The 22,937-nt window shown below is 43.4% G+C and carries 19 protein-coding genes and 1 pseudogene; 17 read left to right on the top strand and 3 right to left on the bottom strand.

From position 1 onward, the window contains the following. The 3 genes from FHQ23_RS09710 to FHQ23_RS09700 all read left to right on the top strand — a co-directional run. On the top strand, positions 1-999 hold a 999-nt coding region (locus FHQ23_RS09710; protein WP_139614147.1), incomplete at its 5' end, for a glycosyltransferase. After that, positions 999-2,105, top strand: a complete 1,107-nt coding sequence (locus FHQ23_RS09705; RefSeq protein WP_139614146.1) for a glycosyltransferase family 4 protein — start codon at positions 999-1,001, stop codon at positions 2,103-2,105. The genes FHQ23_RS09710 and FHQ23_RS09705, both read left to right, overlap by 1 nt. Positions 2,106-2,112: 7 nt before the next feature. Continuing rightward, complete coding sequence (locus FHQ23_RS09700) at positions 2,113-3,384, top strand: sugar transferase (RefSeq protein WP_139614145.1); 1,272 nt, start codon at positions 2,113-2,115, stop codon at positions 3,382-3,384. A 114-nt stretch (positions 3,385-3,498) separates the two neighbouring features. Here FHQ23_RS09700 and cpxA read toward each other — a convergent pair whose 3' ends face one another. From cpxA to mutH, 3 genes are all read right to left on the bottom strand, one after another. Further along, positions 3,499-4,944, bottom strand: coding sequence for an envelope stress sensor histidine kinase CpxA (cpxA, locus tag FHQ23_RS09695; RefSeq protein ID WP_139614144.1), 1,446 nt, complete (start codon positions 4,942-4,944; stop codon positions 3,499-3,501). 74 nt (positions 4,945-5,018) lie between these two features. Then, positions 5,019-5,732 (bottom strand): response regulator, encoded by a 714-nt coding sequence (locus FHQ23_RS09690; RefSeq protein WP_139614143.1) that lies wholly within the window; start codon positions 5,730-5,732, stop codon positions 5,019-5,021. 167 nt (positions 5,733-5,899) lie between these two features. Then, complete coding sequence (gene mutH / locus FHQ23_RS09685) at positions 5,900-6,574, bottom strand: DNA mismatch repair endonuclease MutH (RefSeq protein WP_139614142.1); 675 nt, start codon at positions 6,572-6,574, stop codon at positions 5,900-5,902. Positions 6,575-7,259: 685 nt separating this feature from the next. Between mutH and rppH the strand changes: the two are divergent. The 14 genes and pseudogenes from rppH to frr form a co-directional block, all read left to right on the top strand. After that, positions 7,260-7,719 (top strand): annotated as a pseudogene (rppH, locus tag FHQ23_RS09680) (RNA pyrophosphohydrolase); the annotation flags it as partial. A gap of 226 nt (positions 7,720-7,945) precedes the next feature. Continuing rightward, entirely contained in the window at positions 7,946-8,737 is a 792-nt protein-coding gene (locus tag FHQ23_RS09675) for a sulfite exporter TauE/SafE family protein (protein ID WP_139614141.1), read from the top strand. A 22-nt stretch (positions 8,738-8,759) separates the two neighbouring features. Further along, positions 8,760-9,554, top strand: a complete 795-nt coding sequence (lgt, locus tag FHQ23_RS09670; protein WP_139608497.1) for a prolipoprotein diacylglyceryl transferase — start codon at positions 8,760-8,762, stop codon at positions 9,552-9,554. Between the two features lie 36 nt (positions 9,555-9,590). Continuing rightward, positions 9,591-10,442: a thymidylate synthase gene (locus FHQ23_RS09665; protein ID WP_139614140.1), complete on the top strand. Its 852-nt coding sequence runs from the start codon at positions 9,591-9,593 to the stop codon at positions 10,440-10,442. Positions 10,443-10,558: 116 nt separating this feature from the next. After that, entirely contained in the window at positions 10,559-11,002 is a 444-nt protein-coding gene (lysM, locus tag FHQ23_RS09660; protein ID WP_139614139.1) for a peptidoglycan-binding protein LysM, read from the top strand. A gap of 268 nt (positions 11,003-11,270) precedes the next feature. Then, complete coding sequence (tig, locus tag FHQ23_RS09655; protein WP_139614138.1) at positions 11,271-12,572, top strand: trigger factor; 1,302 nt, start codon at positions 11,271-11,273, stop codon at positions 12,570-12,572. A gap of 148 nt (positions 12,573-12,720) precedes the next feature. Continuing rightward, positions 12,721-13,305: an ATP-dependent Clp endopeptidase proteolytic subunit ClpP gene (gene clpP / locus FHQ23_RS09650; protein WP_139614137.1), complete on the top strand. Its 585-nt coding sequence runs from the start codon at positions 12,721-12,723 to the stop codon at positions 13,303-13,305. Between the two features lie 29 nt (positions 13,306-13,334). Next, positions 13,335-14,588 (top strand): ATP-dependent protease ATP-binding subunit ClpX, encoded by a 1,254-nt coding sequence (gene clpX, locus FHQ23_RS09645; RefSeq protein ID WP_139614136.1) that lies wholly within the window; start codon positions 13,335-13,337, stop codon positions 14,586-14,588. A 267-nt stretch (positions 14,589-14,855) separates the two neighbouring features. Further along, entirely contained in the window at positions 14,856-17,291 is a 2,436-nt protein-coding gene (gene lon / locus FHQ23_RS09640; protein WP_139614135.1) for an endopeptidase La, read from the top strand. 176 nt (positions 17,292-17,467) lie between these two features. After that, on the top strand, positions 17,468-19,351 hold the full coding sequence (locus tag FHQ23_RS09635) for a SurA N-terminal domain-containing protein (RefSeq protein WP_139614134.1): 1,884 nt from the start codon (positions 17,468-17,470) through the stop codon (positions 19,349-19,351). Positions 19,352-19,601: 250 nt separating this feature from the next. Further along, positions 19,602-20,348, top strand: coding sequence for a 30S ribosomal protein S2 (gene rpsB / locus FHQ23_RS09630; protein WP_132966407.1), 747 nt, complete (start codon positions 19,602-19,604; stop codon positions 20,346-20,348). A gap of 148 nt (positions 20,349-20,496) precedes the next feature. Next, positions 20,497-21,345, top strand: coding sequence for a translation elongation factor Ts (gene tsf, locus FHQ23_RS09625; RefSeq protein WP_139614133.1), 849 nt, complete (start codon positions 20,497-20,499; stop codon positions 21,343-21,345). A gap of 130 nt (positions 21,346-21,475) precedes the next feature. Further along, the gene (gene pyrH, locus FHQ23_RS09620) at positions 21,476-22,201 is read left to right on the top strand and encodes a UMP kinase (RefSeq protein WP_139614132.1); all 726 of its coding nucleotides are present in this window, start codon (positions 21,476-21,478) and stop codon (positions 22,199-22,201) included. Positions 22,202-22,268: 67 nt separating this feature from the next. After that, positions 22,269-22,826, top strand: a complete 558-nt coding sequence (gene frr / locus FHQ23_RS09615) for a ribosome recycling factor (protein ID WP_139614131.1) — start codon at positions 22,269-22,271, stop codon at positions 22,824-22,826. Positions 22,827-22,937 lie beyond the last annotated feature (111 nt).

Genomic DNA, 22,937 nt, shown 5'->3' with positions numbered 1-22,937 from the left:
GTTGCAATTATTTCTTTAACAGGTAAAGAGATAGTATTGCCAATGTCTAAAGATATAAAAATATTCTCATTAAATATGAAGAAAAATATTTTTGGGCTGATTCATTCTTTAGTGCAGGCAAAAAAGGTCATTGATAAATTCAATCCGGATATAGTACATAGCCATATGTTTCATGCTAATTTATTTGCTCGATTGCTAAGAATTATGACTCCTATGAAAAAACTAATTTGTACTGCCCACAGTAAAAATGAAGGCGGGCATATAAGAATGTTAGCTTATAGAATAACTGATTTTTTATCAGACTTAAACACTAATGTCAGTCAAGAGGCGGTAGAGTGTTTTATTCAAAAAGGTGCAAGTCCAAGTAATAAAATTATTCCAATGTTGAATGGTGTGAGCCCAGATAAATTTGTATTTAATAAGATACAGCGAGAATTAATAAGGAGTGAATTAAATATTACTGATGATAATTTTTTATTTCTTGCTGTAGGTAGACTGACCGATGCCAAAGATTATCCTAATTTATTAAACTCTTTCACATCAGTATTAAATAGGAATCCTAAAGCAGTGTTGGCAATTGTTGGACAAGGTGAACAAAAAGAGGAGCTTATCTCTTTAGCAGAAAATTTTAATATCAATCATTCAGTTTATTTCTTGGGGTTAAGGAGAGACATTCCAGCTCTAATGAGTGCTTGTGATTGCTTTGTTTTGTCTTCAAAATATGAAGGATTACCTTTAGTTATTATGGAGGGAATGCTGTGTGAGAACGTTGTGGTAGCAACTGATTGTGGTGGGACTAAAGAAGTTGTGGGTAATTATGGGTATTTGGTTGCTAGGCAAAATTCTAATGAGTTGGCTAATGCTATGGTCAAAGTAATTAATTTATCCGACAATATTAGAGATAGCATGGGAAGTGAAGCCAGAAAATATATTATGGAGCATTATTCATTAAGTGTTATAGCCGCACGATGGATTAATTTATATCAAGGTAATAAATAATGAAAATTGTCTATGTGATAACTCGTTCAGATGTGATTGGCGGCGCAAATGTTCACTTATTAGATTTAGCAGAAGGAATGCAGGATAAAGGGCATCAGGTTACGATTCTCATTGGGGGGACAGGGATTGTTGTTGAGAAAGCTAAGGAAAGAAATTTAGAGTGTGTTATTGTTAAAAATTTAGTAAGAGAGGTTAATCTTATTAAAGATTTTAAATGTTATTTTGAAATCAAAAAACACCTATTAATTTTAAAACCTGATATTGTACACTTACATTCATCAAAAGCTGGGATTTTAGGGCGACTTGCCTCTTGGCGGTTAGGATTAGCATATATATTTACCGCGCATGGTTGGGCATTTACTGATGGGGTAGCACAAAGAACAGCAATGTTATATCGGTTTATTGAAAAAGGCATGGCGAAACTGGGTGGAAAGATTATTACCGTATCTGAGTATGATCGGAATTTAGCTTTGAAGCATGGTGTTGGTAAGCCTGAGCAATTAATTACTATACATAATGGAATATCAACTGATCGACGAATAATAAAAATACCACATAATGATAAAGTGATTAGGCTCATTATGGTTGCACGTTTTGATATTCCTAAAAATTATACTGATGTAGTTGCTGCATTGGCAAAGGTTAAAGATTTAGACTGGCAAGTTGAATTTGTCGGTGATGGAGTTTTACTAAATATGGTTAAACAACAAGCTAAGTCTCTTTCTTTAGATAATAAAATTATCTTTTCAGGTCAATGTCATGATGTTGAGAAGCGATTAGTAAATGCCGATATTTTTTTATTGATTTCAAATTGGGAAGGACTACCGCTTACTATTCTTGAAGCTATGGCAAAAGGATTACCGATAATTGCTTCCGATGTTGGTGGTATAAAAGAAGCCGTTTGGGATGGAAAGAATGGCTACTTAATCCCTCGTGGAGACATAAATTGTTTAGCAGATAAATTAAATATACTCATTGGTAATAAGACGTTAAGGGATAGAATGGGATATGCAGGTAAAGATATTTTTGAATCACATTTCACTTATGAATTAATGCTGACTAAAACACTTGAAATTTATAACTCCGTTATAAACTTAAATAGCTAGGTTCAATATGACAAATAGACAATTTAGAAAACGCCACTCTCGCTGGTATGAACGATTATTTTTTAGTACAACTGTACAGTCTACTTTAGGGGTTTTATTCTCGGTGTTTTTGCCTGCTTTTGCATTATGGGGTAACGACATGTTCAGCTCTGAAACACGAATAAATACCATTATTGCGATAAGTTTTGCATTTATTCTGGTAGCACTGTCTCTACGTGTTTTAATGCGTTACCCCGGTGATAAATCCAGCAGTTTTATTTTCTCAACTATCATTTCTTGCTATTCAATAGCGATTGTCATTTTATTATTTTTTCGCTTGGAATATTCAATTTATCTATTGATAAATAGCTTTATTCTTTCTTTATTATTCTGTTTTTCAGGCTATTTTATAGCAAGACGTTGGATTGTGCCCAAAATTGCCTATATTCCTTTTGGGCGGGCAAAGACATTGGAACAAATCGATAATGTAAATTGGCATAAATTAGAACAGCCTGATTTAGAGCGTCGCTTTAATGCAATAGCGGTAGATCTTCATTCCACTGATTTGACAGCAGAATGGCAAAAATTCCTAGCAGACTGCACTTTGCACGGTATTCCTGTTTATAACGCCCGCCAACTAGAGGAATCGTTAACGGGGCGTGTGAAAATCCGACATATGTATGAAAATGATTTGGGATCATTATTGCCTTCACCGGTTTATTCGTTAATCAAACGCAGTATTGATATGATCTTGGTATTGATGACATTCCCGATAACGCTACCAATTATGTTGATAACCGCACTTGCTGTCCGCTTGGAGAGTGATGGTGGAGCCTTGTTTATCCAAAAACGGGTAGGACAAGGTGGTAAAGAGTTTAATATTTATAAATTTAGAAGTATGTGTAAGGATTCTGAAAAAGACGGAGCACAATTTGCTTCTGATAGTGATATGAGAGTTACGCGGATTGGCAAATTCATTCGTAAAACTCGTATTGATGAGTTGCCACAATTTTTTAACGTGTTGAAAGGCGATATGAGTCTGATTGGTCCACGACCGGAACAGAAAATTTTTGTTGAGCAATTTGAACAAGAAATTCCGTTTTATAGTTACCGCCATATTGTTAAGCCGGGCATTTCCGGCTGGGCGCAAGTGGTACATGGTTATGCGGCTGATGTTGATGATACTAAAGTAAAAATTGAACATGATTTTTACTATATTAAACATTTTTCACTGTGGTTAGATATTTTAATCGTGTTCAAGACTTTAAAAACAATGTTGACTGGTTTTGGCGCACGATAGGTATATTTCAATTGTTTCTAACTACAAATTACAAATAAGGTTCCGATGCCTACAAATAGTGAGTAAGCCCAACCGCACTTTTCAAAGTGCGGTCCGATATTCAATAAACCTCTTCTAGTTATCCAACCACAATGGCAGCAGAATGGTGATCCTGAGACCACCTAGGCTGCTTTTGCCTGCTGTGACGCTGCCTTTATGTTGTTCTACCGAGTTGGCGACGATCGATAAACCTAAGCCGGTGCCGCCGGTGGTACGGGTACGGGCTTGGTCGGTGCGGTAGAAGGGGAGGAAGATTTGTTGATATTCGTGTTCGGCAACGCCATCGCCGTTGTCGTCGACAATGATTTGAAGTTGTTTATTATCAACAATATTACAATTCAGGAGTACACGGCTGTGGGCGTATTTGAAGGCGTTGCGGATAATATTTTCCAATGCACTGGCGAGTACATCCTCGTTACCATTGATAAAGTATTTCTCAGGATTTTTGATGTTCTGTGAAAAGCTGAATTCAAAGTGGCGTTCACGGCTTTCAAATTTGGCGTCTTCGACCACTTCTTCCCAGATATTCGGCAGTGGAAAAACCTCTCGATTTAGGTGAAGTGCGGTTTGTTGGCGTGAGAGCGTTAATAACTGATTCAGCATTTTTTCCATACGCTCGGTTTCAGTTTCAATCCGTTGCAGTTCACTGTTTTCTCCTTGGCGACGGCGCAGTAAAGCGGCGGCGAGTTGCAGGCGTGTCAGTGGAGTGCGCAATTCATGCGACACATCTAATAATAGTCGTTGTTGTGAGCTGATCATACTTTCTAAGGACATCACCATGTGGTTAAAACTCTTGCCAACTTCGCGCAATTCCATTGATCCACGCTGTTCTAAAATCGGATTAATGCTGAGATTTCCGGTGGAGATGGCATTGGCGGTGCTGCGTAATTCTTTGATAGGCTGGGTCAAACTGAAAATGAGCCCAAGCAGCAGTGGTGTGCTGGTCGCCATTAATAAGAACAGCATGATTAGTGGGTGATCAAAGAAAAAATTGATAAATTCCCGTTGTGGATCGACGGTATCAATAAAATACAACAAATAAGGCTCGCGATCTTCTGAAAGAGGATAGGGCGAGATAAACGGACCGACAATATCTTGATTGTAAAACCGACGCTTTTGTGGCAATAGTGGATTATTTGAGCGATTGGCAAACTGATATAGCTGACTGCTTTCATTGTAATCCAGATTACCGATGATCTTATTAAAATCATTGGGATCGAGTAATACCGGCTTTCTTGGGGCTGAAATATGGCTGGTCCTGTCGCTAGGTAAGCTGCTGTGGGGGCTTTTTTGGTACTGCAAATCATACAGAATATTGTTTTTTGTCAGTTTGATCACTTCAAACTGATAGAGATTAACCTCATCAGTAGAGAGTTCGGTGTAATTGCGTGCGTCCATGGTTGGGATAAAGAATGCAAATCCTATCAGAACAAAAAAAGCTAACCAAATCAACCAAAAAAGAAAAAAGATTTGCACATTGATTGAATTAAGCAAACGCAAAAACTTACGCAGAGTTTTCATGACATCGTTTCATATTGGGTGCGTTGAAAAAAGAATAGCGTGTTGTTTGGCACGCTATTTTGATCATTGCTCGCTTATTTTTCAGTGACCAGTAAGTAGCCTCGTCCGCGTAGTGTCTTGAACCATGGTAGATTGTCGGCACGTTCTGGCAGTTTTTTACGCAAGTTAGAAATATGCATATCGATTGCACGGTCAAACGGTGTCAGACGCTTGCCCAGAATCTCTAAGCTGAGTAATTCCCGTGACAGAATTTGTCCCGGATGCTTAATTAATATTTGCAGTAGTGCAAATTCAGTGCCGGTTAAATCTAAATCACGTTCTAAATATAGCGCCTGTTGTCTGCCCGGATAAAGGGTAATGCCGCCAAATTCGAGATGTTTGTTGTCGTCTTTCTCAATGTTGCTGCTGGAGCTAAGTGCGGTAGATTGGTTTTGCGTTCGACGTAAGATAGCTTTGATTCGTGCAACGAGTTCACGATCATTAAACGGTTTTGATAAATAGTCATCAGCACCTAATTCCAATCCCAATACACGATCGATATCGTCCCCACGGGCAGTTAACATTAATACTGGCGTGGAGAAGCTTTTTCTGATTTGTTTTAGGGTTTCTATTCCGTTTAATACCGGTATCATCACATCTAGCAGGACGATATCGTGGCTGAAATTCAGTAATTTCAATGCCTCTTCACCGTTATAGGCCAATTCAACGTCAAATCCCTCTATGTTTAATACTTCAGCCAACAGTTCAGTAAGTTCAACATCGTCATCGACAAGTAATATTTTTGCCATGAATGGTTTCCTTTAGTTAATTATTATTTATTGTTGCGGAACAATAGGAGGAGCTGTTTGTCTTTCATTTACTATGATGATTCAGCGTGACAATTCGGTAATATAAACAAGTTATGAAAGAGAAACAGACCCAACAATTTGACAGCTAAGATACACTAAAGTTCGTATTATAAAGTTGAGGTAGAACAAAACTTTTGTAAAATTTCTGCAGTAAAGCTCTTTCTTAAGTAAAATCCGAGTGGTAATGTTTTAATTGCTTGTCCATTGCGGTCATATCCCATGGTCAAGGCTTTACTATTTGCGCCTTTTGGACGCAATTGTAACACTTCACCGATACGGGCATTGATTTTGTGTAATCCACCCAAAACAATTAAATCCATCAACTCTTCCCAGTCTTGCGCCAGACGAGCTTCTTGCTCGGCACTGGGTTGCCATAAAATAGGTGAGCCAATCCGACGATCCGCCAGTGCAATTTGGCGTTCACCTTCCACAGGAATCCACAGCACTTTTTGCAGTTTGTAACGTACATGGCTATTTTGCCAAACGACACCGCTGTTTTGGCTGAGTGGTGCCAAGCTAACAAATGTGGTTTCCAACGGAGAACCGTGCCGATTGACGGGAATCGTTTTTAATTCAATCCCAAGTGCGGCAAAATCTTGCTGTGCTTTGCTGCCGGCTTCTGCGCCAAGTGCGGTTTCCAATAGCATACCAACCCAGCCCTTATGACGTTTTAAATCGGTTGGCATCTGGATATTGTATTCCGTAGCCACCTCAGCCAGTCGCAATCCAGCCAATTGGTGGGCACGGTGTAGTAATTGCGACTCTGATTGTGGCGTGGTCATCTTATATCCGTTTGAAATAGGTCGAATAGTTGAAAAATAACGTAGGGTATTATAAGGACAAGTCGTGAAAGATACAAATTTTATTGCTCAAGAAATAATCAGTGCAAAATCCTGCTTTTTAAACACAATGGGTATAAGATTTTGTTTGAATTAACTAATTGATTTATAACGATAAAATTAAAATAAGCCAATTTATATTTTAATTTATTAATGATAATACCGAAATCAGCCACAGTGTTATCCACAGAAAATCTGAATAACTCACGGATGATAAGCAATGTTATTTTTTTGTTTTAATTGCAGCATATTTGTGCAAGACTCGGATCAGAAATAAACATTTCTTTTTAATTGCCTGCCACTTGGCAGGGTAAAAACAGGCGACAAGTCGATCAATTAAGCGTTTGTTCAAGCAATCGACAACCTAAAGCAGAATCCTTATGGCAAAAGGCAGCAGCAGCTCTCAGTTGTTTTTAGACAACAATACTTCCTACGATTACACACAGAGTTATCCACAGAGGCGCGGGGAATTATCTTGTTATTGTTAATATTTACAATCTGAGATGGAAGGTGAAGACTGCCTCATAAAATCGATTCCACTCTTTACGCGGTTATTGTTGTATCGTTTTCGATATTATGAAACAATCAACACCATTTAAAAAATTCAGAAGATTTAAGGGGATCGACAGTGATCGATTTCGATGGCTATCGGCCAAATGTCGGGATTATTATCAGTAACCGACAAGGACAGGTGTTGTGGGCGAAGCGTTGCGGACAAAATTCGTGGCAGTTTCCTCAGGGCGGCATCAACAACGGTGAAACACCGGAGCAGGCGATGTATCGCGAGTTGTATGAAGAGGTTGGTTTGAGTCGTCAGGACGTAAAAATTCTGGCGGTATCTAAAGGTTGGCTGCGTTATAAATTGCCGAAACGCTTGGTGCGCAATGACGGTAATCCTGTGTGTATTGGACAAAAGCAGCGCTGGTTTTTATTGGCACTGGTTAGCGGTGAAGACAGTATCAATATGCAGGCGACTAAAACGCCGGAATTTGACGGTTGGCGCTGGGTCAGTTACTGGTATCCGGTGCGGCAGGTGATCTCGTTTAAACGCGAAGTCTATCGTAAAGTGATGAAAGAATTTTCCAGTGTGGTAATGGCACTGCCGGACAGAGCAAGTGCGGTCAAATCACATCAGCACACCAGTCAATATAAATCGCTTGCAAGTACGCATACCAATAATACTAAGGACACGGCTACATTAACTAGCGACAATGGGCGCTCGGCGAATGTAGCCAAAAAAGAATCACGTTATCAACGGAAACAACGCAAGTTCAATCAGGAAAGAAGTGCTCGGCAGAAAGGAGAACAACGCAAATGACGGTATTTGTAATCGGTTGTCTGCTGACCGGCGCTTTAGCCGGGTTTCTTGCCGGGCTGTTTGGCATTGGCGGTGGTTTGGTAATCGTGCCGGTGCTGGTCTATTTGTTGCCGAAAATCGGTGTGCCGGAAGCAATGTCGATGACAGTAGCGCTGGGTAGTTCTTTTGCGACGATTGTGATCACGGCTTTTTCTTCCGCACAGCGTCATCATAAATTGGGCAACGTGGATTGGCAGGCGGCAAAATACTTGATTCCGTCGCTAATGATCGCGGTGTTTATTTCCGGCTTGTTTATTAGCCAATTGCCGAAAGCGGTCACCAGTAAACTGTTTGCGGTGATGGTGTTGTATTTGGCAACCAAAATGGTGCTATCAATCAAACGAGAAACCGGCAATCGCCCCTTAACGGTCAAGAGCGGTGTGGTTGGTGGGACGTTGATCGGTATCGTGTCCAGCTTTGCCGGTATTGCCGGAGGCGCATTCATTGTGCCGTTTTTGAATTCACGTGGAATTGAAATCAAGCGGGCGATCGGCACTTCTTCATTTTGCGGCATGTTGCTTGGCTTGTCCGGTATGATCAGCTTTATTGTCAGTGGTTGGAACCTGCCGCATCTGCCGTCTTATTCGATCGGCTATGTTTATTTGCCGGCGGTATTATTAATTACTGCCGTCTCTTTTTTCACCTCAAAACTTGGGGCAGACATGACTACCAAATTACCGGTGCCGACGTTGAAAAAGGCGTTTGCGATCTGGTTGTCGTTGGTGGCACTCAAAATGTTATTCAGTTAAGCGTTTATCGGCAAGGAATCGTATGAATTCGTATCTTCGCTTTCCGGATTTTGATCCGGTTATTTTTGAACTCGGTCCAATCGGCTTGCGCTGGTACGGCCTGATGTATTTAATTGGCTTTGTTTTTGCCCGTTGGCTGGCTGTGCGACGCGCTAAGCAGCACAACAGTGGTTGGACGGTCGATCAGGTCGATTCGTTGTTATTTAATGGGTTTTTAGGGGTATTTTTAGGTGGGCGAATCGGCTATGTGCTGTTCTACCATTTCGACTTGTTTTTACAGGACCCGCTCTATCTGTTTAGGGTGTGGGAAGGCGGGATGTCTTTCCACGGTGGTTTAATCGGGGTGATTGTTGCAATGATTATTACCGCCCGTTTACAAAAACGTCCGTTCTGGCAAACGGCTGATTTTGTGGCGCCGTTGATTCCGTTCGGCTTGGGCATGGGGCGTATCGGTAATTTTATCAATGACGAACTATGGGGACGGGTGACCGATGTCTCTTGGGCAGTTTTGTTTCCGTCCGGCGGTTACTTGCCGCGCCATCCGTCGCAGCTGTACGAAGCCTTGTTAGAGGGCGTGGTGCTGTTCTTGATCCTGAATTGGTTTATCCAAAAACCGCGTCCGACGGGCTCAGTAGCAGGGCTATTTCTATTTTTCTATGGTTTATTCCGTTTTATCGTCGAATTTTTCCGTGAACCGGACGAACATCTCGGATTGTTTTTCGGACAGCAAATTTCAATGGGGCAAATTTTATCGACCCCAATGATGTTGATCGGCGCACTGATTGTCGTTTGGGCCTATCGGCGGTCAGTAAAGTAGTGCACGCCTAAAAGTGCGGTTTTGGAGGAGAAAAATATGCGTCAATATTTGGATTTATGCCGGCGGATCGTGGATCACGGCGTGTGGGTCGGCAACGAACGTACCGGTAAACGCTGCTTAACCGTGATCAATGCTGATTTGAGTTATGATGTCGCCAACAACCAATTTCCACTGATCACCACCCGTAAAAGCTATTGGAAAGCCGCGATTGCCGAATTTTTAGGTTATATCCGTGGTTATGACAATGCTGCCGATTTCCGCAAACTCGGCACCAAAACGTGGGATGCCAACGCCAACGATAATCAAGTCTGGCTCAACAGCCCGCACCGCAAAGGCTGCGACGATATGGGGCGAGTTTACGGCGTGCAGGGCAGAAGCTGGCGCAAACCGGATGGTTCGCATTTAGATCAACTGCGAAAAGTGGTAGATAATTTGTCGAACGGGATTGATGATCGCGGTGAAATCATCACATTTTATAATCCGGGAGAGATTGAACTGGGCTGTCTGCGCCCTTGTATGCACACCCACACTTTTTCATTGCTAGGCGATACGCTGTATCTCACCAGCTATCAACGCTCTTGTGACGTGCCGCTCGGCTTGAATTTCAACCAAATTCAGGTGTACACTTTTTTAGCGTTGATGGCGCAGATCACGGGGCGTAAAGCTGGACAGGCGTACCATAAGATTGTCAATGCGCATATTTATGAAGATCAGTTGGAGCTGATGCAAACAGTGCAGTTACTGCGCGAACCGCTGCCGTTGCCGAGGTTAGAGATCAATCCCCAGATCAAAACATTGCAAGATTTGGAGACTTGGGTCACGATGGACGATTTTAAGGTGGTGGGCTACCAATCACATCCGCCGATTCAATACCCGTTTTCGGTTTAATTCGCTTTACTTTCGGTCGAAACTGATCGGATAATACAAGGTGTTCGGTTCGGCTTTTGTCAAGATTTTATCAGGCAAGTCGTTAATATTAATAAATTAATCATTAAGGAAAAGTTATGGGATTATTTGATTTTGTTGGCAACATCGGTAAGAAAATCTTCGGCAAAGAAGAAGAGGCCTCAAGTGCGGTAACACAGCACATCAGTGAAGATAACCCCGGTGTGGAAAACGTGGCGGTCACGGTTGAAAACGGCGTGGCAAAAATTGAAGGCACAGCAAAAGATGCGTCAGCCTTGGAAAAAGCCATTCTGATGGCGGGCAATATTGCCGGGATCACCAAAGTGGAAGCCGAGGGTGTCACCATTGCTAGCGGTGAAGCATTAGCCTCTGACGAAGAGTTTTATGTGATTGAAAAAGGCGACACCTTATGGAAAATCGCTGAGAAAGCCTACGGTAACGGCGCAAAATATACTAAGATCGTTGAAGTCAATAAAGAAGTGATCAAAGATGCGGATAAAATTTTCCCAGGGCAGAAAATTCGTATTCCGAAAGGGCTGTAATCTATTTTTTGCTTGATGCAATCTGACCTGACCCGATTCTTAGTGAATCGGGTTTTTCGTTGCTGCGGTTATTCGATTCTGTCTTTTATGCCGAATAAAGCAAAGTGCGGTTTAAAAAATCGCCAACTATCCCAATTTCAGCGGTTATAACTCGACTGATTGAGTTTGACTGGGTATAATCTCGTGTCTATTTTTTAAGTTCGGTGTTGGTTGTTCATACGATTGAGATGAGTGGCGCCGAGAATATCCGATTTTTTTGAGGTAAAAAATGCAATTTTCCGTAGAAACTACCCAAGGTCTTGAGCGCCGCATCACTATTACTGTGCCGGCTGAAACCATCGAACAAAATGTTCGCCAAGAATTAAAAAATGTAGCAAAAACTGCCCGTATCGACGGTTTTCGTAAAGGCAAAATTCCCCCGGCAATCATTGAAAAACGTTTTGGGGCGTCAGTGCGTCAAGATGTGTTAAGCGATGCGATGCAAAGAAGTTTCTTTGATGCGGTAATGCAGGATAAAATCAATTTTGCCGGTCGTCCGACGTTTGCACCGCAAGAATATAATGTCGGTGGTGATTTTGTTTTCACTGCGACATTCGATGTTTATCCGGACGTGCAATTGCAAGGTTTGGAAAATATTCAAGTTGAAAAACCAGTGGTTGAGATCAGTGAAAGCGACATCGACAAAATGATCGATGTGTTGCGTAAACAACAAGCCACCTGGAAAGAAAGCGATGTAGCGGCAAAAGCCGATGATCGTGTGACTATCGATTTCGACGGTTCTATCGACGGTGAAGCATTTGAAGGCGGTAAATCCGCAGATTTCGTTCTGTTGATGGGGCAAGGTCGTATGATTCCAGGCTTTGAAGACGGTATCGTCGGACACAAAGCTGGTGATGACTTCAGCATTGACGTGACTTTCCCGGAAGATTACCACGCGGAAAACTTGAAAGGCAAAGCGGCGAAATTCGCCATTAGCTTGAAAAAAGTCGAAGAGATGGAATTGCCGGAAGTGACTGAAGAATTTGTACAAAAATTCGGTCCTAAAAACAAAACCGTCGCCGATTTACGTGCTGAAATCAGCAAAAATATGCAACGCGAGTTGAAAAATGCATTAACCAGCCGCATTAAAAACCAAGTGATCGACGGTTTATTGGCGAATAACAGCATTGATGTGCCGGCGGCTGCGGTGGATCAAGAAATTGAAGTGTTGCAGCAACAGGCGATGCAGCGTTTCGGCGGTCAAGCACCAAAAGATTTCCAACTGCCACGCGATATTTTTGAAGAACAAGCACGTCGCCGTGTTCAAGTCGGGTTGCTATTTGCCGAAGTGATTGCAACTAATGAATTGAAAGTGGATGAAGCGCGCGTTAAGGCGATGATTGAAGATATCGCCGCCGCTTATGAACAGCCGAGCGAAGTAGTTGAATACTACAGCAATAACAAAGAGTTAATGAATAATTTACGCAATGTAGTATTGGAAGAGCAAGCCGTTGATGCGGTGTTGGCAAAAGCACAAGTCACTGAGAAAGCAGCTTCTTTCGATGAGATTATGAATGCTCAACAAGCTTAATCGGTAAGCTGTTGTTCTGATGACTAAAGTGCGGTTTATGACCGCACTTTTTGTTTTTAAACCAGTTAAAAATGGGATTGACCTGTTTTTTAGCCTGTTTTTCGGTAGAATGGCAGAATTCTGTGTCAATTTTTAAGTAGAGGAAAAAATGAGTTTAGTTCCAATGGTGGTGGATCAAACATCACGCGGCGAAAGAGCCTACGATATTTATTCGCGTTTATTGAAAGAGCGGATCATCTTCCTGAGCGGCCAAGTGGAAGATAACATGGCAAATTTAATTGTTGCACAATTGCTGTATTTAGAGTCAGTCGATCCAGAAAAAGACATCAACCTGTATATCAACTCACCGGGTGGTGTGGTCACCGCCGGCTTGGCAATTTATGATACTATGCAGTTTATCAAGCCCGACGTGCGGACGTTGTGTATCGGGCAAGCCTGTTCGATGGGGGCTTTTTTATTGGCAGGCGGCGCTGCGGGCAAACGTTTTGCTTTGCCGCATTCGCGAGTGATGATTCATCAGCCGTTGGGTGGCTATCGTGGACAGGCATCAGATATTCAAATCCATGCCCAAGAAATTTTGAAAATTAGGGATACTTTAAACAACCGCTTGGCGTTTCACACCGGGCAACCGTTGGATAAAATTGAGAGAGATACCGAACGCGATAATTTTATGTCGGCTGCTGAAGCGCAGGCGTATGGTTTGGTCGATGAAGTGTTGACGCAAAGAATTTAATCGCTATCACAATATTTGGATAAAACAGCATGTCAGAAGAGAAAGAATATCGCTGCTCTTTTTGCGGGAAAGAGCAGCACGAGGTTGAAAAGTTAATTGCCGGTGCTTCCGGCTATATCTGCAATGAATGTATCGAAGATTGTTACCATTTGCTGGAAAAAGACGAGCAAGAAAACGGTAGTAATGAAAGTGCGGTTGCGCCACTGCAAGACAAGTTGCCGACCCCACATGAAATTCGCAAGCACCTGGACGATTATGTCATTGGGCAGGATCACGCCAAAAAAGTGTTAGCGGTGGCAGTATATAATCACTACAAACGTTTACGTAGCGCATTGAATAATGATGTGGAGTTGGGTAAAAGCAATATTTTGTTAATCGGCCCGACCGGCAGCGGCAAAACCTTGCTGGCAGAAACCTTGGCACGAATGCTGAATGTACCCTTTGCAATGGCGGATGCCACCACGTTAACCGAAGCCGGCTATGTTGGCGAAGATGTGGAAAATATTATTCAGAAATTGTTGCAGCGTTGCGATTACGATGTGGAAAAAGCCGAACGTGGTATTGTGTATATTGATGAAATCGACAAAATCACTCGCAAATCGGAAAACCCGTCGATTACCCGCGATGTGTCAGGCGAAGGGGTGCAGCAAGCGCTGTTGAAATTGATTGAGGGAACCACCGCATCGGTGCCGCCGCAAGGCGGGCGTAAGCATCCGCAGCAGGAGTTTTTGCGGGTGGATACCTCGAAAATTTTGTTCATTTGTGGTGGTGCGTTTGCCGGTTTGGATAAAGTGGTCGATCAACGTCACAATGTGCGCAGCGGAATCGGCTTCGGTGCCGAAGTTAAAGGCGAGAAAGACAAAGCCAGCATCAGTGAACTGCTGAAGCAGGTCGAGCCGGAAGATTTAATCAAATTTGGTCTGATCCCGGAATTTATCGGGCGTTTACCGGTGGTTGCGGCGTTGTCTGAATTGGACGAAGAAGCGTTGGTGAAGATTTTGACCGAGCCAAAAAATGCCTTGACCAAACAGTATCAAACCTTATTTAGCTTGGAAGATGTCGAACTGGAATTTACTCAAGAAGCATTGATTGCAATGGCGAAAAAAGCACTGGCACGCAAAACCGGTGCACGTGGTTTGCGTTCGATTTTGGAAGCGGTGCTGTTGGATACCATGTATGATTTGCCGTCACTGGATAATTTGCAGAAAGTGCTGATTGATCTTTCCGTGATCGACGATCATCAACCGCCAAAATTAACCTATAAATTGGAGCAGGCAGGTTGAGTTTAAGCCAATAACGACATAAAGTGCGGTTTACAGACAAGGATTAAGCGGCGGATGCAATCCGTCGCTACGTTGCCTTATTGAATATCGTTGTGGATAAATGCGTATGATTTCAAAACCGCACTTTTGCTTTCACCGTTGCTGTCAACCCATGAGGTTGGCAAGAAATATTCAGCGACAGCTAAAATAGCGCTTGAGATTTTCTATCAATAACCCAATATACAATCCATTAATCCCAACATAAGCAGAAGCAAGAGAGATGAAATAATGAGCAAACAACAAACCATACAAACACATATTCCGGTATTACCGTTGCGTGATGTGGTGGTATTTCCGTTTATGGTTATGCCTTTATTTGTGGGACGGGAAAAATCTATTCTGAGCTTAGATAAAGCGATGGAAAGCGGTAAACAGCTGTTATTGGTCGCACAAAAACAAGCAGAACAAGAGGATCCGAGCAGTGATGATATTTATAGCGTGGGTACGTTGGCAAACATTATCCAACTGCTGAAACTGCCTGACGGCACGGTTAAAGTGCTGGTGGAAGGACAAAAGCGGGCAAAAATTATTGCGCTGAATGATGAAGAATATCTGTCCGCTACCATTGAAACCATCGACAGTATTCGTGGCGACGAACAAGAGCTGGAAATTATTAAAAACAGCAGCTTGGAAGAGTTTGATTCTTATGTTCAGCTGAATAAAAAAGTGCAGCCGGAAGTGGTGAGTGCCTTGCGCGGGATTCATGATGCGGAGCGTTTGAGCGACACGATGTCGGCACATATGCCGATCGCGTTGGAAAACAAACAAAAACTGTTGGAAAAATCCCATGTGATTGAGCGCTTTGAATTTTTGATCGGCAGCATGCAATCTGAACTGGATATCTTACAAGTCGAGAAAAGAATTCGTAGCCGGGTGAAAAAACAGATGGAAAAAAGCCAGCGTGACTACTATTTGAATGAGCAAATTAAAGCGATTCAGAAAGAGTTGGGTGAACAGGATAACCATAATGATGAAGTGGAAGCGCTGCGCCAAAAAATTGAAGAGGCTCGGATGCCGATTGAAGTGCGCGAAAAAGCCGAAGCTGATCTGCAAAAATTACGCATGATGTCGCCAATGTCGGCAGAAGCGACAGTGGTTCGCAGCTATATCGAGTGGCTGGTGCAAGTGCCTTGGCACAAGCGCAGCAAAGTGAAAAAAGATATTGCTAATGCACAAAAAGTGTTGGACGCCGATCATTACGGTTTGGAACGGGTTAAAGAGCGGATCTTAGAATATTTAGCGGTGCAAAGCCGTTTGAATCAGGTGAAAGGTCCGATTCTGTGCTTGGTGGGACCGCCGGGCGTGGGTAAAACCTCATTAGGGCAGTCAATTGCCAACGCAACCGGGCGCAAGTATGTGAGAATGGCGCTGGGTGGCGTGCGGGACGAAGCCGAAATTCGTGGCCATCGCAAAACCTATATTGGTTCGTTGCCGGGCAAATTGATCCAAAAAATGTGCAAGGTAGGGGTTAAAAACCCGCTGTTCTTATTGGATGAGATCGACAAAATGGCGGCTGATATGCGTGGTGATCCGGCGTCAGCATTGTTGGAAGTGTTGGATCCGGAACAAAATACCAGTTTCAACGATCACTATCTGGAAGTCGATTATGACCTGTCCGATGTGATGTTTGTGGCAACCTCAAATTCGATGAATATTCCCTCACCATTATTGGATCGGATGGAAGTGATTCGTTTGTCAGGCTACACTGAAGATGAAAAACTGAACATCGCCAAACGCCATTTATTGGCGAAACAGATGGCACGCAACGGTCTGAAAAAAGGTGAATTGACAATTGAAGACAGCGCAATTCTGGGGATTATCCGGTTTTATACCCGTGAAGCCGGGGTGCGTTCGCTTGAGCGGGATATCTCGAAAATCTGTCGCCGTGCGGTTAAAAATCTATTGTTAGATAAAAGCCTGAAATCCTTAGTGGTCGACGAAACCAATCTACAAGATTATTTAGGGGTTAAACGTTTTGAATACGGACGTGCCGATACTGAAAATCGTGTTGGAGAAGTGACCGGTCTGGCTTGGACTGAAGTTGGTGGTGACTTACTGACCATTGAAGCGGCTTCAGTGTTGGGCAAAGGCAAGCTCAGTTATACTGGTTCTTTGGGCGATGTGATGAAAGAGTCGATCCAAGCAGCGATGACGGTGGTGCGTGCCCGTTCTGAACGCTTGGGTATTAATCCGGATTTTTATGAGAAACGGGATATTCATATTCATGTGCCGGAAGGGGCAACGCCAAAAGACGGCCCAAGTGCCGGGATTGCGATGTGTACCGCACTTGTCTCCAGCTTGACCGGTAATCCGGTGCGTGCCGATGTGGCGATGACCGGTGAAATCACGTTGCGCGGTAAGGTGTTGCCAATTGGCGGCTTGAAAGAAAAATTGTTGGCTGCGCACCGTGGTGGCATCAAACTGGTGCTGATTCCGAAAGAGAATGTTAAAGATCTGGAGGAGATTCCGGATAATGTGAAAGCACAACTGGACATTCGTGCGGTTGAAACCATTGATGAAGTTTTAGCGCTGGCATTGCAAAATCCACCGGATGGAATACAGATGCTGACTCCGACGGCTGTCGGTGATAAAGTGGTAGTGGCAAATAAAGTTGCCGCTAAGAAACGCGGAACTAAATCGCAGCCTTCACCGATTGTGAATTAACCAATCGATAAAAGCCGAATTTATCTAGCGGGTAAATTTGGCTTTTTTGTATTTTGCAGCGCCGGATTATTCGTGCATAACAGCCGTGTTTCACATATAATTCGGCAACATTTTCGGGATTTAATCTTGATAATCGGTATTCAGCAGTTGAGTCTTTAAGAATAGGAAAAATAATTATGTTGGAAAAACTGAACAGCGGCGTTGGCGGTGTGATGTGGAAAGTGGTATTCGTATTGATTTCCATCTCTTTTGTCTTGGGCGGCGTCGGCACCTATTTGGTTGGTTCGCATGACACTTCGGCGGCAAAAGTCAATGGAGAAGAGATTAGTCAGCAAACGTTTCAAGCAGCATTACAACAGCAGACCCGCACTTTCAGCGATGAAATGGGAGCAGAGTTTTCGCTGTTAATGGATTCGCCGGAGTTTCAAACTCGTTTCAGACAGGACGTGTTAAACGGTTTAGTGGATGAGTCGTTGATCGGACAATATCTACAATCGTTGGGATTAGCCGTGAGTGATGAACAGATTAAACGTGCGATTGTCAGTAACCCAAATTTCCAAAAAGACGGAAAGTTTGATAATGAGCAATATCAAAGCTTTTTACGTTTAAACGGTATCAGTTCCGATTATTACGCACAAACCCTGCGCGCATCCGTGGCGATGCAGCAAATGCAATACGGGCTGTTAGGTACCGAAGCCCTTAGCCAACAGCAGTTGCAGCAGGTGATTAAACAAATTTTCCAAACCCGTGAAGTGCGGTTGACGTCTTTCCCACTTGCAGACCAAGTTGCCAAACAAGTCATTAGCGATCAGGAAGCCGAACAATATTATAACGAACATAAATCGGCGTTTATGGTGCCGGAACTGGTTAAAGTTGAATATATTGATATTGCCAAACCCGATGTGGAAAAAAATATTAACGTAGGCGATGTTGAAATTGCACAGTATTATCAAGACAATAAAGCCCAATTCAGTGGTAAAACCAGCCAACATTTAGCGCATATTCAAGTGGCAGATGAAGCGCTGGCGCAAGATTTGTATCAACAGTTGCAGAATGGTGCAGATTTTGCAGCATTGGCACAAGCACATTCGCAAGATAAATTATCAGCAGTCAACGGTGGTGATTTGAGTTGGTCAACCGATGGCGCTTTTCCTGCGGCGTTTGAGCAAACTGCTTATGTCACTGATGTTGGGGCTGTCAGCCAGCCAGTTAAAGTTGACAGCGCTTACCATTTGATTAAAGTGCTTGAACGTCGCCAAGGCGAAGTGCAACCGCTGGATCAGGTGAAAAGCCGGATTGCTGATACCATTCGTAATGAACAAACCTCGAACGGATTTTTCCGTTTAGAAAAAGAAGCTGCGGAAAAAGCCTTTGAAAATCAAGCTTCTCTTGCTGATGTAGAGCAAGTTATCGGCAAAAAGGCCGTGCAGACCGACTATTTTTCACGCCAAGATGTGCCGACCGCACTTAACTTCTCGAATGTGGTGTATAACATCTTTGATACGGATTTGCTGCAAGGCGGCATGAATTCCGAAGCGATCAATGTTGGCGAGCAGCACTCGCTGATTGTGCGTGTGGTTGATCACAAAGCTGCCGGTAGTAAAACGTTTGAAGAAGCCAAAGCCGATATTGTAGCGCTATTGAAACGGCAAAAAGCAGAGGCATTGCTGCTGAGTGAAGCTAAAAAAGCAGCAGACAGTTTAAATCAAGGTGCTAGTTCACAAACGATTACCTTGCCGCAAGGCATCCGTTTAGCTGAAAACACACAACAATTTGTGTATGCCAGAATGCAGGATTCCGGGCTGCGTGAAGGCGTGTTTTCAATGACAGCAACCGAAGGCAAAAGTGTTTATAAAGCGGTACAAGATGACAGTGGTGAGATCTATCTGGCGGAGTTGATTAAGGTGAGTGATGGCGTTGCCGATAGCCAGGAACAGCAGGCTTTAGCCGCAAGTTATTTGCAGGCTAAACAGTTGCAAACCTACAATAATTTGATTCAATCGCTGCGCAATCAGGCAAAAATTGAGATTAATCAGGATTTTCTACAGCAGCAGAATTAGCGCTTAATAACCTCAAATAATAAGATCCCCACCTTTGTTGTGGGGATTCTTTTGTTGGCTAAGCAGCTGTAAATTTACTGGTAATTTCTGGCTGATTATGGTATAAAATGCGCCGTTATTCCGAACTGTCGGAACAACATTATGATTAATCAAGACTTCACACACATATCACACACTGTCAGTCGGGGTGCCAAACGGTCGATGCGACAGGATATGTGGAGGCTAAACCCCAATTATATAAGGAATTATTATGGCACAAGTTTCAATGCGCGATATGCTGCAAGCAGGCGTACATTTCGGTCACCAAACTCGCTACTGGAATCCAAAAATGAAATCTTACATTTTCGGACCACGTAACGGCGTTCATATCATCAACCTGGAAAAAACCGTTCCGATGTTTAACCAAGCATTGACAGAATTGACCCGCATTGCTGGCAATAACGGTAAAGTGTTGTTTGTCGGTACCAAACGTGCGGCAACTGAAGCAGTTAAAGATGCGGCATTAAGCTGTAACCAATACTTTGTTAATCACCGTTGGTTAGGTGGTATGTTGACTAACTGGAAAACCGTTCGTCAATCAATCAAGCGTTTGAAAGATTTGGAAGCGCAGTCTCAAGACGGCACTTTTGAAAAATTAACCAAAAAAGAAGCATTAATGCGCGCCCGTGAAATGGAAAAACTCGAATTGAGTCTGGGCGGAATCAAAAATATGTCCGGTTTGCCGGATGCGATTTTTGTTATCGCTGCCGATCACGAACACATCGCGATTAAAGAAGCCAACAACTTGGGTATTCCGGTATTCGCAGTTGTCGATACCAACACCAATCCGGATGGCGTAGATTACATCATTCCGGGTAACGATGATGCCGCTCGTGCCATTCAGTTATATCTGACAGCAGTTGCTGCCGCAGTAAACGAAGGTCGTGCGCACGCTAACCCTACTGTAACAGAAGAAAGCTTTGTCGAAGCTGAAGCAGCAGAAGCCGCAGCAGAGTAATGTTATCGTAGTGAGTAGTAATGGCAATTTGCCCTTATTGACCACACAATGATTAATTGGTTAGCAGGGGGCTTCAAGGTTCCCTGCTTTTTTATTAAAAGTGCGGTTATTCCCCACAGGTGGGTAGCACTGATAAGAGGATGTTAAAATGGCTGAAATTACAGCAGCATTGGTAAAAGAACTGCGTGACCGTACCGGCGCAGGTATGATGGAATGTAAAAAAGCATTGGTTGAAGCGAATGGCGATATCGAATTGGCGATCGACAATATGCGTAAGTCAGGACAAGCGAAGGCGGCGAAAAAAGCCGGTCGTGTAGCAGCAGAAGGCGTGATTTTAGCCCGTGTTGACGGCGGCTATGGCGTGTTGCTGGAAATGAACTGTGAAACTGACTTCGTGGCTAAAGACGCCGGTTTCTTGGCATTAGCCAATAAAGTTGCAGATGCTGCACTCGCAGGTAAAGTGACCGATGTTGAGGTGTTGAAAGCACAGTTTGAAGAAGAGCGTGCCGCATTAGTGGCAAAAATCGGCGAAAATATGAATATCCGTCGTGTTGCGGCGATTTCTGGTGATGTAGTTGGGGCTTACTTGCACGGGGCGAAAATCGGGGTGTTGGTTGCCGCTACCAATGCTGATGATGAGCTGGTCAAACATATCGCAATGCACGTTGCGGCAAGCCGTCCGGAATTCGTAAAACCGGAAGATGTGTCTGCCGAAGTGGTGGCGAAAGAGCGTGAAATCCAGGTCGCTATTGCGATGGAATCCGGAAAACCACGTGAAATCGCCGAGAAAATGGTTGAAGGCCGTATGAAGAAATTCACCGGTGAGGTTTCTTTGACCGGTCAACCGTTCGTGATGGATCCGGCTAAATCTGTTGGTGATTTGCTGAAAGAAAAAGGTGCCGATGTGACCGGCTTTATCCGCTTTGAAGTGGGTGAAGGGATCGAGAAAGTCGAAACCGATTTTGCCGCTGAAGTGGCAGCAATGCAAAAAGTATAAATTGATATAAGGCGAGGCGACTCGCCTTTTTACTGTTTGCCGTTTACAGTTCATATAGCCAGTTGGTTGAAAATCGTGATCAAATAGCAGACTATTTCATCAAGGTTTTTATCATGGCAAGGAGAATAAAATGAGTGTTAAACCTACCTATAAGCGTATTTTGTTAAAATTAAGCGGCGAAGCGTTGCAAGGCGAAGAGGGCTTTGGTATTGATCCGTCGGTATTGGATCGCATGGCGGTGGAAATTAAAGAGCTGGTCGAACTTGGGGTTCAGGTTGCGATCGTAATTGGTGGTGGTAATCTGTTCCGTGGTGCAAAATTGGCGAAAGCCGGTATGAATCGAGTAGTTGGTGATCATATGGGCATGCTAGCAACCGTGATGAATGGTTTGGCAATGCGTGACTCGTTGCACCGTGCGGAAGTGAATGCCAAGCTGATGTCGGCGTTTCCGTTGAATGGGGTTTGCGATAGTTACAGCTGGGCGCAAGCAATTCGTTTGTTGAACCAAGGTCAGGTGGTGATTTTTTCCGCTGGTACTGGCAATCCGTTTTTTACCACTGATTCTGCTGCCTGTTTGCGCGGTATTGAAATTGAGGCCGATGTGGTCTTGAAAGCGACTAAAGTGGATGGTGTCTATGATTGCGATCCTGCCAAGAATCCGGATGCCAATTTGTACCGCACGTTAAGCTATCAAGATGTGTTGGAAAAAGAGCTGCAAGTGATGGATTTAGCAGCGTTTACTTTGGCGCGCGATCACAATATGCCGATTCGGGTGTTCAATATGAATAAGCCGGGTGCGTTGAAACGTGTGATTTTAGGCGAGTCGGAAGGCACGTTAATTTGTCACGAATCTTGATTTATCGGGCAGAATAGGTTAAAAATAGCCGTTTACGGAATATTGATAAAAATAAAGGAAAAACAGCGTGATCAACGAAATTAAACAAGATACTGAACAACGCATGGAAAAAAGTATTGAAGCGTTCAAAACTCAAATTTCCAAAATCAGAACCGGTCGTGCCCATCCAAGTTTGCTCGACGGTATTCATGTGGAATATTACGGTTCGGCAACACCGTTGCGCCAGTTGGCAAACGTAGTGGCGGAGGACGCCCGCACGCTGGCGGTGAGTGTGTTTGACCGCTCTTTGATCCAAGCGGTGGAAAAAGCGATTTTGACTTCCGATTTAGGCTTGAATCCATCGTCCGCCGGTACTACCATTCGTGTGCCGTTACCACCATTGACCGAAGAGCGTCGTCGTGATTTGACCAAGATTGTGCGAGCTGAGGCAGAGCAAGGCAAAGTGGCGCTGCGTAATATTCGCCGTGATGCCAATGATCAGATCAAAGCATTGCTAAAAGATAAAGCGATCAGCGAAGATGATGAACGCAAAGCGCAAGATCTGATTCAGAAAATCACCGATGCAGGGGTGAAAAAAGTTGATGAAGCGCTGGCAGAGAAAGAAAAAGAGCTGATGGAATTCTAATTCTGTTTTAGGCTTAATTTTCATCAAAGTGCGGTTATCATTGGCTTGATAACCGCACTTTTGATTTTATCAATGATATTACTGATAACAATGTAGGGGCGGATTATAGAT

Origin of the sequence: Testudinibacter crocodili (assembly GCF_006228025.1) — a bacterium.
In the GTDB taxonomy this organism is placed as follows: domain Bacteria; phylum Pseudomonadota; class Gammaproteobacteria; order Enterobacterales; family Pasteurellaceae; genus Chelonobacter.
Note: the sequence above shows the minus strand (reverse complement) of the source record. Positions and strands in the feature narration are given on the sequence as shown.

Bases quoted from the DNA above. Each gene is read 5' to 3' on its own strand.
- FHQ23_RS09705 (WP_139614146.1), top strand. From the start codon at position 999: ATGAAAATTGTCTATGTGATAACTCGTTCAGATGTGATTGGCGGCGCA.
- FHQ23_RS09700 (WP_139614145.1), top strand. From the start codon at position 2,113: ATGACAAATAGACAATTTAGAAAACGCCACTCTCGCTGGTATGAACGA.
- cpxA (WP_139614144.1), bottom strand. From the start codon at position 4,944: ATGAAAACTCTGCGTAAGTTTTTGCGTTTGCTTAATTCAATCAATGTG.
- FHQ23_RS09690 (WP_139614143.1), bottom strand. From the start codon at position 5,732: ATGGCAAAAATATTACTTGTCGATGACGATGTTGAACTTACTGAACTG.
- mutH (WP_139614142.1), bottom strand. From the start codon at position 6,574: ATGACCACGCCACAATCAGAGTCGCAATTACTACACCGTGCCCACCAA.
- FHQ23_RS09675 (WP_139614141.1), top strand. From the start codon at position 7,946: ATGACGGTATTTGTAATCGGTTGTCTGCTGACCGGCGCTTTAGCCGGG.
- lgt (WP_139608497.1), top strand. From the start codon at position 8,760: ATGAATTCGTATCTTCGCTTTCCGGATTTTGATCCGGTTATTTTTGAA.
- FHQ23_RS09665 (WP_139614140.1), top strand. From the start codon at position 9,591: ATGCGTCAATATTTGGATTTATGCCGGCGGATCGTGGATCACGGCGTG.
- lysM (WP_139614139.1), top strand. From the start codon at position 10,559: ATGGGATTATTTGATTTTGTTGGCAACATCGGTAAGAAAATCTTCGGC.
- tig (WP_139614138.1), top strand. From the start codon at position 11,271: ATGCAATTTTCCGTAGAAACTACCCAAGGTCTTGAGCGCCGCATCACT.
- clpP (WP_139614137.1), top strand. From the start codon at position 12,721: ATGAGTTTAGTTCCAATGGTGGTGGATCAAACATCACGCGGCGAAAGA.
- clpX (WP_139614136.1), top strand. From the start codon at position 13,335: ATGTCAGAAGAGAAAGAATATCGCTGCTCTTTTTGCGGGAAAGAGCAG.
- lon (WP_139614135.1), top strand. From the start codon at position 14,856: ATGAGCAAACAACAAACCATACAAACACATATTCCGGTATTACCGTTG.
- FHQ23_RS09635 (WP_139614134.1), top strand. From the start codon at position 17,468: ATGTTGGAAAAACTGAACAGCGGCGTTGGCGGTGTGATGTGGAAAGTG.
- rpsB (WP_132966407.1), top strand. From the start codon at position 19,602: ATGGCACAAGTTTCAATGCGCGATATGCTGCAAGCAGGCGTACATTTC.
- tsf (WP_139614133.1), top strand. From the start codon at position 20,497: ATGGCTGAAATTACAGCAGCATTGGTAAAAGAACTGCGTGACCGTACC.
- pyrH (WP_139614132.1), top strand. From the start codon at position 21,476: ATGAGTGTTAAACCTACCTATAAGCGTATTTTGTTAAAATTAAGCGGC.